This window comes from Ureibacillus suwonensis, from assembly GCF_042655065.1.
GTDB classification, from domain to species: domain Bacteria; phylum Bacillota; class Bacilli; order Bacillales_A; family Planococcaceae; genus Ureibacillus; species Ureibacillus suwonensis.
Genome location: NZ_JBHSNQ010000048.1, coordinates 240,727 through 256,880 on the forward strand (window position 1 = coordinate 240,727; position 16,154 = coordinate 256,880).

Genomic DNA, 16,154 nt, shown 5'->3' on the forward strand with positions numbered 1-16,154 from the left:
ATCCTACACCTCCTCATCAATCAAATAATCTTTGAAGGATTTTGATTCTTCCTCTTGCTTCTCTTCTGAATGTTGTTCCTCTTTTTCTTGCCGCTCTCTTCCATTGAACATATTGTTAAAGAAGCTTTGTTCGCGCAAATCTGACTCTTGCAAACTTTGTAAAATATCGATGCGTTCAAGCTGAATGTTTTGTTGGACAAAGGCTTGCTTTAACTGATGAACTTGGCTGTCAAGCATTTCTTTAGCTTGAGAAGTAGAAGCTAGAAGTCTTGCAGTAATTGCGCCTTCCCGATGCACTAATTCAATGCGAATAGAGCCTAAATTTTCAGGATGGAGTTTGATTAATATTTTTGATGTTCCTTGGGTATTGGCCATCTGGCTGCGCTGCAACAATGCTTCAATTTGTTTTACGAGCGACTCTGCTTGAGAAGTCTGATTAGTATTCGGTAATGTAATCGTTACAATTTTTGTTTCCGAATTCGGCTGCAACATTGTGTTTGGCAAAGTGGAAGCAGAATTTTCCATTGTTGTTTTTGCTTGCTGCACTAATTGTTCAAAACCTTCCAAAGAAAATTTTCCAGATGAGCTTGTACCCTCTATTGAAATCAAGTTTTCGACATTTTGCAATACCGCTTTTACACCGGAAATTGGCTTTGTTGATTGTTCGTTTTCTGAGACTTTATCCACCGTTTGAAATATATTTGCTGGTTGTTTTCTTTGCAACTTAAATTCATTGTTATTTTCAGATAACAAAAGTGATGATTGTTGTGAAATAGAATATTCTTTATAGATGATTTCCACCAATTTCATCAACTGCAGCAATTGAACAGCAACTTTTTGGTTGTCATTATCTTTTCCAAGAATGGTTAAAGCAATATCAGCTGATAATTGAGGTTGTTCATTAATGAATTGAATGAAATCCGAAAGATTGTTGATTGACACTTCTTGTCCAAAAATTAGCTGAAGGATTTCGTTTAATTGCTCTCGATTGATATTTAATAAAGATAAAAGATTGTCCGAATTTTCTAACACTTCATCTATAGAAACAGCTTTTTCTTCTTCACCTTGAGATACTATAAACAACCCTTCATCATAGGAGATCCCTAGTAGTTCCAAAACCCCTTCAAAGGAATTTTCCTCAAGCAACTCTTGAACTTCAGCAGTCAGTTGAACATCTACTTCTTTCGTGTTATTCGCAACCATGCTGCTAAATATGTTTCCAAATTTACTATCCCCTTTATTGGACGGTTGATTTAACTTTCCTGAGCTAATGGATGGAAGTTGATTAATAGCAAAGGAAAATGCTCCAATGTTCATTGTTTCACCTCCTTTCACCTTAAGAATTTGAACTTCTATTCTCCTTTGTTGATAATAATTCTGTATATCGTGCAGCATCTTTCGGATCCATTTTTGCTAAAACAGCTGAAAGAGTTTCCGGCTTCATATTCGATAAAATTTCCACCGCCTGTTCGTCGCTCATTTGCACAATAATCGGAGCTACAGCTTTGGCAGGCATTTTTTCATATGTACTTACAATCTCTTTTAAATCTTTTTTCGCTTCTTCTTGCCCAGATTCCAGTTCTTGTATTTTTTGTTGCAATTGTTCTTGTATCGCTTTTTGATTTTCATTTTCGGCTAAAGCATCGTCCAACTCTTTTTGGAGTTTTTCAATTTGGGCATCCTTCTCTTGAATTTCCGCTTTCAATTCAACGATTTTCTTCTCCATTTCCTCTGAACCTTTAGCTTCTTCCTCACTGTTGTTCGGCAATACTTCCGTTGCTTTTTCAAATACATTTGTGTTCGTAAATTGAGCAATGACCAGCAAAATGGCAATGACAAATAACAGCGGAATAATCACCCAAGCAAATAATTTTTGAAAAAAACCTGGTGATTTTTCGTCCACCACATCTTTTGTCTTTTCATTTTTCGTTTTTTTATTAACTATCGCCATAAAATCACCTAAATTGTTCTCTTGTTGTACATAAGGGAGGAAATCTCATCTAAGAATTGTGCCTCTATGCGATTTTGTTCCTCTTGAAACGCGCTGAAATCTTTCTCCCGCATTTTTTCATACTTACGTACTTCCAAGTTTTTTTCTATTAATTTTTGTTCATACCATTGCATTTTTGCTCGAGCTTGATTGACTTTTTGTTGCACGTCTTCGATGGCATGTTCCAAACTATCTATAAACTTTGCAAAATGATGAATTTCATCCACCGTTAACCCCGTTTTTAAACGTTCGTTTTGGTAATTGATTAAATCTTCTTTTTTCTTTAATAATTCATATAATTTGGTCGCAACTTTTTCAAAGGAACGAACTGCTTCATTATAGGCAGCTTCCGTCTGTTTTTTTTCTTGTTCTCGAACAGTCAATACTTTTTCAAAACGATAGGTAAATTGAACCATTATTATTTACCACCCCCGTTTGCCAATGCAATTAGTTCATTCACACTTTCATCCAACGTCACTTTTTCCTTAAATCCTTGTTTTAAAAATTTGGTAATAAGTGGTTCGTAGTAAATTGCTTCATCTATTTCTTTCGATGTACCTCTCTTATAAGCTCCAATATTGATTAAGTCTTCTGATTTGGCGTATGTATAATACAATTCTCGAATTCTTTCAGCAGCTTTTACATGCTCTTCAGATGAAATATAATTCATTAGTCGGCTGACGCTTTTTAGGATATTAATCGCAGGATATTGCCCTTTGTTTGCTAGAGAGCGGTCCAACACGATATGGCCATCCAAAATCCCCCGCACTGCATCGGCAATAGGTTCGTTCATATCATCTCCATCTACAAGTACAGTATAAAAGGCTGTGATGCTTCCTTTCATACTTGTCCCTGTTCTTTCAAGAAGTTTAGGCAAAATGGAAAAGACTGAAGGGGTATAACCTTTTTGTGCAGGAGGTTCCCCCGTTGCTAATCCAATTTCCCTCTGCGCCATGGCCACCCGGGTAACAGAATCCATCATCAACATGACATTCATCCCACGATCACGGAAATATTCTGCAATAGCCGTAGCAGTGAATGCTCCTTTAATACGCATTAACGCAGGCTGATCACCGGTTGCCGCCACAACAATCGAACGTTTTAATCCTTCTTCTCCAAGATCCCGTTCGATAAATTCTCTTACTTCCCTTCCTCGTTCACCGATGAGTGCAATAACATTTAAATCGGCTCGAGTATTTCGTGCAATCATTCCAAGAAGAGTACTTTTTCCTACACCTGAACCAGCAAATATCCCTACCCTTTGGCCATTCCCCACTGTTAACATCGCGTCGATGGCCTTTACTCCCACTTCAAGTTGTTCACTTATAGGTGGGCGATGCAAGGGATTGGGCGGTTCGTTTTCTGTAGGCACAGAAACAAGCCCTCTTGGAAGCTGCGAACCATCAAAGGGATTGCCTAGCGAATCTAGCACTTTTCCAATTAATTCGGGACCAACTTTCACTTCCAACGGGCTTCCTGTTCCTTCCACTAAACAGCCAATGGAAATTTCCCTTACGGAAGTAAAAGGCATCAACATTACATATTCATCTTTAAATCCAACAACTTCCGCCATAATGACTTCATGGCCATTTTTCGTACGGACATGTATTTTGCATACGTCGTTAATGGAACATTCCGGCCCTTGGGATTCGATTAACAAGCCAACAACTCTCGTAACTCTTCCATATTTTTTAAAAGTATCAATGGCAGGTATACGATCAATTAAGTCAGCAGCTTTCATAAAATTAGTCCCTACTTTCTAAAATTTCGCTAAGCTTTAAACGTAATTCTTTCAATTGTTCATCAATAGATAAAACAATCCTACCGTGATTTGTTTCAATATAAGCATCCAAATCATCCATATCTTCATTAACAAAGATACAAAACGGAATATCTGGTGGGAACATTACCGCAAGTTCATCACGGTTATCACTAACTAACTGATAATATTTTGGGGGCACATAAAGCTTAATTTCCTTGCTTTCCCGAGCTTCTTTCAACCCGCGGCGAACAATCGAAAGGAATAAATTTTCGTCTTTTTCAATAGATGCACCGATGATTTTTTCTGCTGATTTCAACGCTAAATCTAAAATGACGTGTTCCTGTTCTTCAATATATTTTTGAGCATTGATACTTGCATTCTCTACTGTTCGATTTGCAAGTTTCAAAGTATTTTCCATATCAGCCAAGGCTTTTTTCATACCTTCTTCGTAGCCTTGTTGGAATCCCTCATCATACGCTTCCTTTTGAAGAAGAATCTTTTCTTCTTCCCATTGTTGCTTTAACCTTTCGATTTCCTCCAACTCGGCTTGGCGGTACTGTTCGAATTCTTCCCGCTTTGCATTGATTTCTTGATCTGTTTCTCTCAGAATGCGCTCTCGTTCTTGAAGCATATCATCTAATGAAAGGTTTTGCTCTTCTCCGTCTACAACATCTAGATTATCGGTAGCAAATTGTGTAGTAAATAAATTACGAATTTCAATTCTAACCGTCCCATCCTTTTTTTCAATTGCTTCGCTCGAACGGATGATCTTAGACAATGACGTCATCTCCTCCACCACGGGCAATAATGATTTCTCCCGCTTCTTCTAAACGGCGGATAATGGAAACAATTCTCGTTTGTGCTTCCTCTACGTCCCGCAGGCGGACAGGCCCCATAATCTCCAACTCTTCTTTGAATGTTTCCGCCATGCGTTGAGACATATTGCGGAATAGAATTTCTTTCACTTCATCACTGCTTACCTTCATCGCAAGCAGCAAGTCCTCGTTATCGCATTCGCGAATAACCCGTTGAATGGAACGATTGTCAAGCGTCACAATATCTTCAAATACAAACATGCGTTTTTTGATTTCTTCGGCCAATTCCGGATCCTGGATTTCCAAAGCGTCCAGTATCGTTTTTTCCGTTTGCCGGTCCACACCGTTCAACACTTCAACCACTGCATCGATACCGCCGGTTTCCGAATAATCTTGAGTGAAAGTGGATGACAATTTCCTTTCCAATACTGATTCAATTTCACTGATGACTTCCGGCGATGTTGATTCCATTGTGGCAATCCGTCTTGCAATATCCGCTTGCAGCTCTTGCGGCAAAGATGAAAGAATGACTCCTGCTTGTTGCGGCTCCAAATAGGATAAAATGAGAGCAATGGTTTGCGGATGCTCATTTTGTATAAAGTTTAAGATTTGAGATGGATCGGCTTTTCGTGCAAAGTCGAAAGGCCTTACTTGTAATGATGATGTCAACCGGTTGATGATGTTTTGCGCCTGTTCTTGGCCTAACGCCTTTTCCAAGATGGTTTTTGCATAGCCGATACCGCCTTGGGATATGTAGTCCTGAGCAAGAGCGATATTATGAAACTCTTCAATGATTTGTTCTTTCACTTCAGGTTCAACTTTTTTCACCGCCGAGATTTCCAACGTCAGCCGTTCAATTTCTTCTTCCGACAAATGTTTGTAAACATTTGCGGAAACTTCCGGCCCCAATGAAATTAACAGCAGTGCAGCTTTTTGTTTCCCAGTTAACCTTCTCTCTTTCTTAGACAATAGTCGAACCCCCTATCCGTTAATCTTCAGCAATCCAGGTCCGCAACAATTTTGCAAAGTCTTCCGGTTTTTCTTTTGCCATTTTTTCCAGTTGCTTCCGTCGAACTGTAAATTCTGTTTCTTTTTCTTGCGTGATATCATCCACAAGAATATCTTCCTGCTGCTCAAATAGTTCCTCTTCTTCATCTTCAATGCTTCTTCTCGAACGAATTATGTATACAACCAGGAGAATAATCGCTGCAACCATAATTCCGCCAACAACCCAAATCCACCAAGGAATCACTGGCTTCTCGTCGATGTTTGTTTCATCATTGCCATAGAACTGCTGAATTGAAACTGCAATTTTGTTTTCAATATCTTCATCAGTCAATTCACCAGCAGCTTCTTTATCGATTGAAGTGCGGACAATCGTTGCCAAAATTTGTTCTATATCATCAACTACAGTATCTGAAAGTGAGGTTGGATCTTCTGGAACAGGTGGTTCAACCATGACTTGGATACCGATATCCCGAATTTTATATGGACTTTCTTGGATAACTCGGTTAATGCGATTGACTTCATTATTGATCGTTTCTTCAATGCGTTCGTAGTCGCCATTACCATTTGTCACTTCTTGATAACCTGTCGCATTATCGGTTGGATCTTCCATTTCCGGTGTTCCGGTTGCTCCATCCATACCGGAATAGGTTTCTGTAATACGTTGAGCACTGATTTCGATACCAGCCATATTCTCTTCGTCCACCGGCTCAACCAATTTTTCTTCACGATTTTCTTTCTTGAAATCGATATCGGTTGTGACAGATACAACCACTTTATCTTGCCCCATCATGGTTCCGAGCATTTTATGTACTTGACGTTCCAAATCCCGTTCAATCGTCTTCTTCACGTTCATTTGACCTTCAACGGAATCGATGGAACCTCCTGATGATTCGGATGCTAAATCGTAATATTCGGAATACTGGTTGGAAATAGTGATATTGTCGGTGCTTAAATTTGGAACACTTTTTGCTACGAGATTATATAATGTTTTTATTTGTTCGTCGGTAAACTTATGACCCGGTTCAGTATGTATAACTACGGCTGCAGAAGCGCTTTGATCCCCGGAATCGGAAGTGATGAATACCCCTTTTTCCGGCATGGAAATCATTACATTTGCATCTTTGATGCCGTCAATTTTTTTTATGAGGTTTTCAAGCTCGGTTTCAAGGGCGGCCTGTTTGATGACATTAAATTCGTTATCCGTCATGCCAAAACCGGCATTTTCGGTGAAGAATGTCGTACTGATATCACCAGATTCAGGGTAGCCTTGTGATGCCAAAGATACTTTTATGTCATCCACTTGATCTTCTGGCACCAATATGTTTGTTCCTCCGGGGGCAATTTCATATGTAACACCTTGTGAACTTAAAATTTCCGCAATTTCTCCCGTTTCTTGTGCTGACAGCTCGGTAAATAGCGGAACCATGTTTGTTCGAGTCGAGAAGTATGTAATAATTGCTGCTATTGCAATAACCCCGATTAATGTTCCAATCAATGCACCTTTTTGCCGTTTTGTCCGACTTTTCCAAAAGTTAACGGTGTCGGTTTTTATTTTATTAAGTCGATCATTCATTATAAATCCTCCGGTACTAGTGAATACACTAACAATTTATATTCCATCGGTAACCGTAGATTAGACAGTCATTCGCATAATTTCCTGGTATGCTTCAATCACTTTATTGCGAATTTCAACTGTGGCATTCAACGTGATATTGGCCTTTTGAGCCGCTATCATCACTTCATGCAATTCAACATTTTCGCCTTGAATTAACTTATTTGTTAGTGTATCTGATTGAACTTGATAATCGTTTACTTTGTCGATTGCTTCTTTTAATGTATTGGCGAAGCTTTTCTGTGCTTCCATTGGCGTTTGATTATTGGAAATTTCTTTTCTGTTTGATAAAGATTGGACTGCTGTTGTAAATGTTGCAACGTTTATGGCCACGTCAATTCATCCCCTTTTCATCTTATTTTCCTATTTCCAGTGCTTTCGTTAACATTGATTTGTTGGCATTCAAAACTGTTACATTCGCTTCATATGAACGGGAAGCGGAGATCAAATCCACCATCTCTTTCAACAAATCCACGTTAGGCATTTCCACATATCCGTCTTCATTGGCATCTGGATGGCTTGGATCATAGACAAGTTTGAACGGTGTTTCATTATCTTCACCAATTTTTGTGACCTTTACCCCATTGCCAACATCGCTGGTTTTTCCCATCGCTTTATTCAAAAAGGATGAAAATCTGCCTTCGTTTGCTGTGAGGGTAACAGTTTTGCGACGGTATGGCTCCCACTCTCCATTCACTTGTTTGGCTCGAGTTGTATCAATATTGGCAATATTCGAAGAAATGACGTCCATACGCAAACGTTGAGCCGTTAAAGCGGAAGTTGTCGTATTCATGCTAGAAAAAATCGACATCTCTATTTCCCTCCTTTAATGACCGTATTAAGTGTGTTGAATTTACCGTTAATTCGATCGATCAACGCATTGTAATAAATAGTATTCTTCGCTAACTCCGACATTTCTTTATCTATATCCACTCCGTTGCCGTTGTGGCGATATTGGAAGTTTTCATAACTGTAAACTCCGGGAGCAGTTTGTTTGATGACAAAATCAAAGTGTCTATCATCTGTTTTGTAAGCACTAATTTGCTTTTGATTCTCTTCGGACAAAAGTTTTTTGAAGCTTACATCTTTTGCCTTGTAATTGGGAGTATCGACATTGGCAATATTATGTGCAATAGTCTTATTTTTTAAGGATGCGTATTGAAGACCATACTCTAAATTACTTATTGCTCCATCAAACAATTTCATACCGTTCCCCCCTTTTCTAATGTAACAAGGTTACAAAATACTTACTCAATACTAGTATCAATTGTAAAGAAGATAATTCCCAGTGTCCATCGTCTTTTGGTACTTTTTCATAGTCATTACGAATCAATTTTTTTTCAAGGAAATTGTAAAAAATACACTTTTCAACACCTAAACTGTTAATTCGACAACATCCGTCCCTATTTTCTTTTTCAAAATACTTTTTTCTCCAATAATAATAATCAAAAAGTTCTGTTTTTAGAGAAAATCAACTTCCTACAAGTATTTTTAATATAAGAAAAAAGGTTCCATCAATCATCCGTGATGAAACCTTTTTAAACTGATGAACCTATAAGTTTCAACAAATATTTTATTTCATTTTGATTTCAGCCAAGGCTGTTAAGAATTTATCGTTTAATACTTTAATATATGTTCCTTTCATCCCAAGGGATCTTGATTCGATCACACCGGCAGATTCCAATTTGCGCAATGCATTGACAATCACTGAACGTGTAATTCCTACACGGTCGGCAATTTTTGAAGCAACGAGCAACCCTTCATTTCCATCAAGCTCTTCAAAAATATGTTCGATTGCTTCCAATTCACTATAAGAAAGGGAGTTGATCGCCATTTGAACAACCGCTTTGCTGCGCGCTTCTTCTTCAATCTCTTCCGCTTTTTCACGCAAAATTTCCATTCCGACAACAGTCGCACCATATTCTGCTAAAATCAGATCATCATCTCCGAACCGTTCTTCCAAACGTCCCAAAATTAAAGTACCCAGACGTTCACCGCCGCCGATGATCGGTACGATCGTTGTTAATCCATTTTTGAAAATATCGCGGTTTTCCACAGGGAAAATTGTGTACTCGCTGTTGATATCAATATTTGGAGAAGTTTCAGTGATTTCTTGAAGACTTTTTGTATAATCTTCCGGGAATTGACGTTCTTCCAACATCTTTTTCAATCGTTCATTTTCAATTTTTTGATGAATCGATATGCCCAACAATTTTCCTTTGCGACTTACAATAAAAACATTGCTATCAATGATATCGCCTAATGTATCCGCCATCTCTTTGAAGTTAACAGGTTTTCCTGCTGTTTTTTGCAATAATGCATTGATTTTTCTAGTTTTTGTTAATAAATCCATAATAATATCCTCCTAGAGTTAGATAATTCAATTGGTATTCTAGAAATTGGTTCAGTAAATATCATGTTATAGAATAAATTGAGACAAATCTTTGTTTTTAGAAATTTCTCCAAGTTTTTGATCGACATACGAACGGGTGATTTGTACATGAGTCGGTGCGATTTCCGGAGCTTCATAAGATAAATCTTCAAGTAAGCGCTCCATGATTGTATGCAATCTTCTTGCACCAATATTATCTGTTTGTTGATTCACTTCCGTGGCAATCTCTGCTATGCGCTCCATTGCATCATCGGTAAAGTCGATGGAAACACCTTCCGTTTCAAGCAAAGCTTTATATTGCAATATGAGAGATTGATCCGGCTCTTTTAAAATTCGGACAAAATCCTCTTTCGTCAACTTATCCAATTCCACACGAATCGGGAAACGTCCTTGCAATTCTGGGATTAAATCGCTAGGTTTTGACATATGAAAAGCTCCCGCAGCGATAAAGAGCATATAGTCCGTTTTTACAGGTCCATATTTCGTTGGCACCGTAGAACCTTCAACAATCGGTAAAATATCCCTTTGAACGCCTTCCCGAGAAACATCCGCAGAAGAATGTTGGCCTCTGCTTGCGATTTTATCGATTTCATCAATGAAAATGATCCCCGATTGTTCCGCACGTTTAATCGCTTCTTGGGCCAATTCTTCTGAATCGATCAACTTGTTCGCTTCTTCTACCGTCAATACGCGTCGGGCATCTTTCACTTTCATGCGGCGTTTTTTCGTCTTCTTTGGAACAAGGCTCGATAGCATATCTTGCATTCCACTCGAACCAAGTTCCGGCATTCCCGGAATCATCATGTCAAGAAAAGCGGTGTTTTGTTCGGTCACTTCCACCGTCACCCATTCATCTTCCAGTTTGCCGGCCAGTAAATCTTCTTTTACTTTCGAACGTTTCATCCGGATTTCTGATTCATCCTGGGAATCTGAAGCACTTTCTGTTTTTTGGCCTCCAAAAAATATTTCGAAAGGGTTTTGCGCCATTTTCGATTTCGCTTTCGAAGGAACGAGCAATTTCACCAATGCTTCATTTGCCTGTTGTTCCGCTTGATCCTTCACTTTTTCCATCATTTCTTCTTTCACGAGTCTTCTGGAAGCTTCCACGAGATCCCGAACCATCGATTCCACATCTCTTCCAACATAGCCTACTTCCGTAAACTTTGTCGCTTCCACTTTGACAAAAGGAGCGTTGGTCAACTTCGCGATTCTTCGGGCGATTTCCGTTTTTCCGACACCTGTAGGACCAATCATCAAAATGTTTTTTGGAATGACTTCGCTTTTTAATTCATCGCTAAGGAGAGATCTTCTGTATCTGTTTCTTAATGCAATCGCTACTGCTTTTTTCGCAGCATCTTGGCCCACAATATATCGGTTTAATTGTTCAACTATTTGTCTTGGCGTAAGTGTTGTCATCAGTCCAGCGCCTCCACAATGATATGATGATTTGTATATACGCAAATATCGGCTGCAATTGTTAAGGCAGCTTTTGCAATTTCTTCGGCTGTCATCTGTTCTCCCGCATGTTGCTTTAATGCTCTTCCTGCAGCAAGAGCATAATTTCCTCCAGAACCGATCGCGAGAATTCCATCGTCCGGTTCAATCACTTCGCCGGTTCCGGAAATGAGCAACAGCGTATTTTTGTCCATGACAAGCAACAAGGCTTCCAATTGACGGAGTATTTTATCCCCGCGCCATTGTTTTGCCACTTCCACCGCTGCCCGTTGCAGATTTCCGCTATATTCGTTCAATTTTGACTCAAACATTTCAAACAACGTAAATGCATCGGCAACGGAACCGGCAAACCCGGCCAACACTTGCCCGTTAAACAATCTTCTCACTTTTTTCGCTGTATGTTTCATTACAACAGAATTTCCCAATGTTACTTGCCCATCTCCAGCCATTGCACATCTGCCTTTATGGTGAATGGCAAAAATCGTAGTAGCATGCATTTCCAATGTTTATCCCTCCTTACCATTATGCTCTCGGATGTGCCTTCATATAAGTACTTCGCAAGTGTTCCTTCGTCACATGGGTATAAATTTGGGTGGTGGACAAATTCTCATGTCCAAGCAATTCTTGCACTGTCCGCAAATCAGCTCCATTATTCAATAAATGCGTCGCAAACGTATGGCGCAACATATGCGGATAGATTTTTGCGTGCATGCTCGCATGACGGATCATTTCATTTAATATATAACGGACGCCCCGGTCAGTCAGTTCGTCGCCGCGCATATTGACGAACAATCGATTATGTTTTTTATTTTTCATCAAAAGGGGTCTTGCTTCATTGATATATCTTAACAATGCTTCATGGGCATATTGCCCGAATGGGACAATCCTTTCCTTTCGGCCCTTTCCCATCACACGGAGTATGGAATAATGGAAATCAACATCATCCAATTCAATGGAAATACATTCACTCACACGGATTCCTGTTGCATAAAGCAATTCCAATAAAGCCATGTTGCGAATGGATTTCAAATCATCGCCCTTATTTGCATCAAAAAGCTGTTCAAGTTCATCTTCATAAAAAAAATGGGGCAATATTTTTTCTTTTTTTGGATGATATAAAGATAGAAAAGCTGAAACATCAATTCCGTAATCCCGATTAAGAAAACGGAAGAAGGTTCGGATGGAAGAAATTTTTCTGGAAATTGTTGCACGGGAATGTTTCTCTTCGTAAAGCTTCGTCACAAACAGCCGAGCATGAAAATACTCCACTTCGTCAAATTTGTCAATTCCCTCCGAGTGCAAAAAGTTGATGAACTGGGTAATGTCCCGTTCATATTCCTTTACAGTGTGGACAGAAAAATTTTTTTCCACTTGAATTACTCGGAGAAATTCGTCGAGAGCTTGCATTGGTTGAATATTCAACCAGATCACCTCTATTCGAAGTACCGTAGAAAGCGGCACATTTCTCGTCATTCCAACGCTGATTGCACATACAGTGAAAACATCCATTCACGACTGTATACCGAACTACGAATTATATCAAGTAAAAAATGAGTAAATATTGTTAAAAATCAGTTTATCTTCACAATTTGTTAATAATTCATCATTTTTTTCATTCGGACATAATAATAGCCTCTAAAAATTATAGCAACATTTAGAGGCCAAAATCAATTATATCGTTTGAGAATTCACAAAATTTCGAATTGTGCCAATTGCGCGTTCGGCGTGCTTCAGAGCTCTTTCTTGCTTCGATTTGATCCGTTCGCCAAGTTCAGGGAAAATGCCGAAGTTGACATTCATTGGCTGGAAGTTGGATGGATCGGCTTCCGTAATATAGCGGGCCATACTTCCCAAAGCCGTTTCCTTAGGCAATTCTACCGGTTCTTTGCCCAATGCCAGACGGGCCGCATTGATTCCGGCAACAAGTCCGCTTCCGGCAGATTCCACATATCCTTCCACCCCTGTCATTTGCCCCGCAAAAAATAAATTCGGGCGGGTTTTTAATTGGTACGTTTTTTTCAATACTTTTGGCGAATTGATGAAAGTGTTGCGATGCATGACCCCGTAACGGACAATTTCCACATTTTCCAAACCAGGGATTAGTCGGAATACCTCTTTTTGAGCCCCCCATTTTAAATGGGTTTGAAAACCTACAATATTATATAATGTTCCTGCCGCATTGTCTTGTCGGAGTTGGACAACCGCATATGGACGTTCACCTGTTCTTGGGTCTTCCAATCCCACCGGTTTCAACGGGCCAAATAATAATGTTTTTGGACCACGTTTTGCCATTACTTCGATCGGCATGCACCCTTCAAAATAAATTTCTTTTTCAAACTCTTTCAATTCAACGACTTCCGCGTTCACCAACGCATCATAAAACCGTTCAAATTCTTCTTTTGTCATCGGACAGTTTAAATAAGCGGCTTCTCCCTTATCATACCGGGACTTTAAATACACTTTATCCATATTGATGCTGTCCTTCTCCACGATTGGCGCAGCGGCATCGTAAAAGTACAGATATTCTTCCCTTGTCAATTCCTTGATTTTTTTCGCCAATGCTTCGGATGTCAATGGACCTGTCGCAATAACGGTAATACCTTCAGGAATTTCCGTCACCTCTTCATTGACGATTTCCACGAGCGGATGGTTCTTTAATTGCTCAGTTACAAATCCTGAAAACTCATGCCGGTCCACAGCCAGTGCACCCCCGGCTGGAAGGCTTGCGGAATCCGCAGCCTTGATGATCAAAGAATTCAAGATTCTCATTTCTTCTTTCAAAACACCAACCGCATTTGTCAATGTGTTCGCACGCAAGGAGTTGGAACAAACCAATTCCGCAAATTTATCGGTATGGTGGGCTGGTGTTTGTTTCACCGGCCTCATTTCAAATAATCTGACTTTGACGCCGCGGCTGGCGATCTGCCAAGCCGCTTCGCTTCCTGCGAGTCCTGCTCCGATTACGTTTACTACCTGTTCTGTCATCGTATTATCATCATCCTAACTTCATTGTGTTGTTTCTTCATAGTCGCAATTGATGCATTGTACTTGTACGCCTTTTTTCACTTTCTTCTCTACCAATAATGAATTACATTTCGGACAAGGTCTGCTGATCGGCTTATCCCAAGACATGAAATCACATTCCGGATACTTTTCGCAACCGTAAAAAACGCGCTTGGTTTTGCTCTTTCTTTCCACAATTTCCCCGGTTTTACATTTTGGACATTTCACGCCGATCGGTTTGGTGATCGTTTTGGTATTCCGGCATTCCGGAAAATTGGAGCAAGCCATGAATTTTCCGTATTTGCCCAACTTGTATACCATTGGCGCGCCGCATTTTTCACAATTCTCACCGGCAGGTTCATCTTTGATTTCAATTTTTTCTATCGCTTCATCGGCATGTTTCACATGTTTTTCAAATTCTTTATAAAAATGATCGATGATTTGGATCCAATCGGTTTTTCCTTCCTCGATTTTATCCAGATCCGCTTCCATTTTTGCAGTGAATTCAATGTCGATGATCTCAGGGAAAAACTCGACCATCAATGAATGGACGATTTCCCCCAGCTCCGTCGGGATAAAACGCTTATTATCCAGTTGCACATAGCCGCGCCTTTGAATGACGTCCAACGTAGGAGCATAAGTGGAAGGTCTTCCGATGCCAAGTTCCTCCAGCTCTTTTACAAGTCTTGCTTCCGTATAGCGTGGAGGCGGCTGAGTAAAATGCTGTTTTGGATTGATTTCAACAGATTTAATTTTGTCTCCCACTTTTAAATCCGGAAGCATTTTTGTTGTTTCTTCCGTCTGGTCGTCCGTTCCTTCAATATATACTTTCATGAATCCGGAAAATTTCACTTGCGAGCCGTTTGCCCGGAAAATGCAGCCGGAATTTTTCAATTCCACCGTCACGGTATCCAATACAGCAGGAGCCATTTGGCTGGCCACAAACCGATCCCAAATCAGACGATAAAGTCTTAATTGATCCCGGGTCAACACATCTTTCAATTGCTCAGGGGTTCTCATGACGCTCGTTGGACGAATCGCTTCATGGGCGTCTTGGGCAGCCGGTTGTTTTTTGACCTTTTGAATTTCACCAGCCACATACTCTTTACCATATTTATCGTAAATATATTGTATTGCTTCAGCTTTGGCAGCATCAGAAATCCTTGTTGAATCCGTACGCATGTACGTGATCAGACCGACTGTTCCTTCCTGTTTTCCGATGTCGATTCCTTCATAGAGCTGCTGGGCGATCATCATTGTTTTCTTGGCTCTAAAGTTTAATTTTCTCGCAGCTTCTTGTTGAAGGGAGGAAGTTGTAAAGGCTGGAGCCGGATTCCGTTTTCTCTCCTTTTTCGTTACATTCACAACTTCAAACTCGGCACCTTTTATTTTCTTTAATATTTCTTCTACCTGTTCCTGGTTTGTCAGCTTCAGCTTTTCTTTTTCATCTCCGTAATAAAAAGCTTCAAATTGCTTTTTATCCTTTTCAAATAATCCTTCAATCGTCCAGTATTCTTCAGGTACGAAATTTTTTATTTCATTTTCCCGGTCGATGATGAGACGCAATGCGACAGACTGCACCCGCCCCGCTGACAATCCTTTTTTCACTTTTCTCCATAAAATGGGGCTTATATTATAACCGACAAGCCGGTCCAATATCCGGCGGGCTTGTTGCGCATCCACAAGGTGTTTATTGATTGGACGAGGATGTTTAAAAGACTCCAACACCGCATCTTTTGTAATCTCGTTAAATACAACACGGCATTCACTTTCCGTATCGATATTCAAAGCTTTAGCCAAATGATAGGCGATCGCTTCCCCCTCACGGTCAGGGTCGGCTGCCAGAAACACTTTTTTCGCCTTTTTCGCGGCGGTTTTCAATTCTTGTAAGATCGGTCCCTTTCCGCGAATGGTTATATATTTGGGCTGATAATTATTTTCCGTATCAATACCCATTTGGCTTTTCGGAAGATCGATTACATGTCCAATGGATGCTTTCACTTTATATTTTTTTCCTAAATATCGTTCGATTGTCTTCGCTTTTGCTGGTGATTCCACTATCACTAAATAATCTGCCATCTAACTTCCTCCTCACTAGAGGCACCTTGATAAATGAT

The 16,154-nt window shown here is 39.8% G+C and carries 16 protein-coding genes; all 16 read right to left on the minus strand.

The genetic code is table 11. The features are described from left to right. Window positions 1–3 precede the first annotated feature (3 nt). Window positions 4–1,317, minus strand: a complete 1,314-nt coding sequence (locus tag ACFPOH_RS05580; protein WP_390309016.1) for a flagellar hook-length control protein FliK — start codon at window positions 1,315–1,317, stop codon at window positions 4–6. 19 nt (window positions 1,318–1,336) lie between these two features. Then, window positions 1,337–1,951, minus strand: coding sequence for a MotE family protein (locus tag ACFPOH_RS05585; protein ID WP_390309017.1), 615 nt, complete (start codon window positions 1,949–1,951; stop codon window positions 1,337–1,339). Between the two features lie 8 nt (window positions 1,952–1,959). After that, complete coding sequence (fliJ, locus tag ACFPOH_RS05590; RefSeq protein WP_208652019.1) at window positions 1,960–2,406, minus strand: flagellar export protein FliJ; 447 nt, start codon at window positions 2,404–2,406, stop codon at window positions 1,960–1,962. A gap of 2 nt (window positions 2,407–2,408) precedes the next feature. Continuing rightward, window positions 2,409–3,731, minus strand: a complete 1,323-nt coding sequence (gene fliI, locus ACFPOH_RS05595; RefSeq protein ID WP_208652018.1) for a flagellar protein export ATPase FliI — start codon at window positions 3,729–3,731, stop codon at window positions 2,409–2,411. Window positions 3,732–3,735: 4 nt separating this feature from the next. Then, window positions 3,736–4,539: a flagellar assembly protein FliH gene (gene fliH, locus ACFPOH_RS05600; RefSeq protein ID WP_390309018.1), complete on the minus strand. Its 804-nt coding sequence runs from the start codon at window positions 4,537–4,539 to the stop codon at window positions 3,736–3,738. Further along, complete coding sequence (gene fliG, locus ACFPOH_RS05605) at window positions 4,523–5,536, minus strand: flagellar motor switch protein FliG (protein ID WP_342469875.1); 1,014 nt, start codon at window positions 5,534–5,536, stop codon at window positions 4,523–4,525. Before fliG ends, fliH begins: the two co-directional genes overlap by 17 nt. A gap of 19 nt (window positions 5,537–5,555) precedes the next feature. After that, on the minus strand, window positions 5,556–7,148 hold the full coding sequence (gene fliF / locus ACFPOH_RS05610; protein WP_390309019.1) for a flagellar basal-body MS-ring/collar protein FliF: 1,593 nt from the start codon (window positions 7,146–7,148) through the stop codon (window positions 5,556–5,558). A 60-nt stretch (window positions 7,149–7,208) separates the two neighbouring features. Continuing rightward, window positions 7,209–7,520, minus strand: coding sequence for a flagellar hook-basal body complex protein FliE (fliE, locus tag ACFPOH_RS05615; protein ID WP_390309020.1), 312 nt, complete (start codon window positions 7,518–7,520; stop codon window positions 7,209–7,211). Between the two features lie 22 nt (window positions 7,521–7,542). Next, window positions 7,543–7,998 (minus strand): flagellar basal body rod protein FlgC, encoded by a 456-nt coding sequence (gene flgC / locus ACFPOH_RS05620; protein WP_390309021.1) that lies wholly within the window; start codon window positions 7,996–7,998, stop codon window positions 7,543–7,545. Window positions 7,999–8,000: 2 nt separating this feature from the next. After that, window positions 8,001–8,393: a flagellar basal body rod protein FlgB gene (gene flgB / locus ACFPOH_RS05625; protein ID WP_342581154.1), complete on the minus strand. Its 393-nt coding sequence runs from the start codon at window positions 8,391–8,393 to the stop codon at window positions 8,001–8,003. A gap of 367 nt (window positions 8,394–8,760) precedes the next feature. After that, complete coding sequence (gene codY, locus ACFPOH_RS05630) at window positions 8,761–9,540, minus strand: GTP-sensing pleiotropic transcriptional regulator CodY (protein WP_342469880.1); 780 nt, start codon at window positions 9,538–9,540, stop codon at window positions 8,761–8,763. 66 nt (window positions 9,541–9,606) lie between these two features. Beyond that, a complete protein-coding gene (gene hslU / locus ACFPOH_RS05635) occupies window positions 9,607–10,995 on the minus strand; it encodes an ATP-dependent protease ATPase subunit HslU (protein WP_342581153.1) in 1,389 nt (462 codons plus the stop codon). Next, window positions 10,995–11,531 carry an ATP-dependent protease subunit HslV gene (gene hslV / locus ACFPOH_RS05640; protein WP_342581805.1) on the minus strand — a complete coding sequence of 179 codons (537 nt, stop codon included), beginning with the start codon at window positions 11,529–11,531 and terminating at the stop codon, window positions 10,995–10,997. The genes hslU and hslV overlap by 1 nt, the downstream gene beginning before the upstream one ends. 25 nt (window positions 11,532–11,556) lie before the next feature. Next, window positions 11,557–12,441, minus strand: coding sequence for a tyrosine recombinase XerC (gene xerC, locus ACFPOH_RS05645; protein ID WP_342581804.1), 885 nt, complete (start codon window positions 12,439–12,441; stop codon window positions 11,557–11,559). 264 nt (window positions 12,442–12,705) lie between these two features. Further along, a complete protein-coding gene (gene trmFO / locus ACFPOH_RS05650) occupies window positions 12,706–14,019 on the minus strand; it encodes an FADH(2)-oxidizing methylenetetrahydrofolate--tRNA-(uracil(54)-C(5))-methyltransferase TrmFO (RefSeq protein ID WP_390309022.1) in 1,314 nt (437 codons plus the stop codon). Between the two features lie 21 nt (window positions 14,020–14,040). Beyond that, window positions 14,041–16,116 (minus strand): type I DNA topoisomerase, encoded by a 2,076-nt coding sequence (gene topA / locus ACFPOH_RS05655; protein ID WP_390309023.1) that lies wholly within the window; start codon window positions 16,114–16,116, stop codon window positions 14,041–14,043. Between the last annotated feature and the right edge of the window lie 38 nt (window positions 16,117–16,154).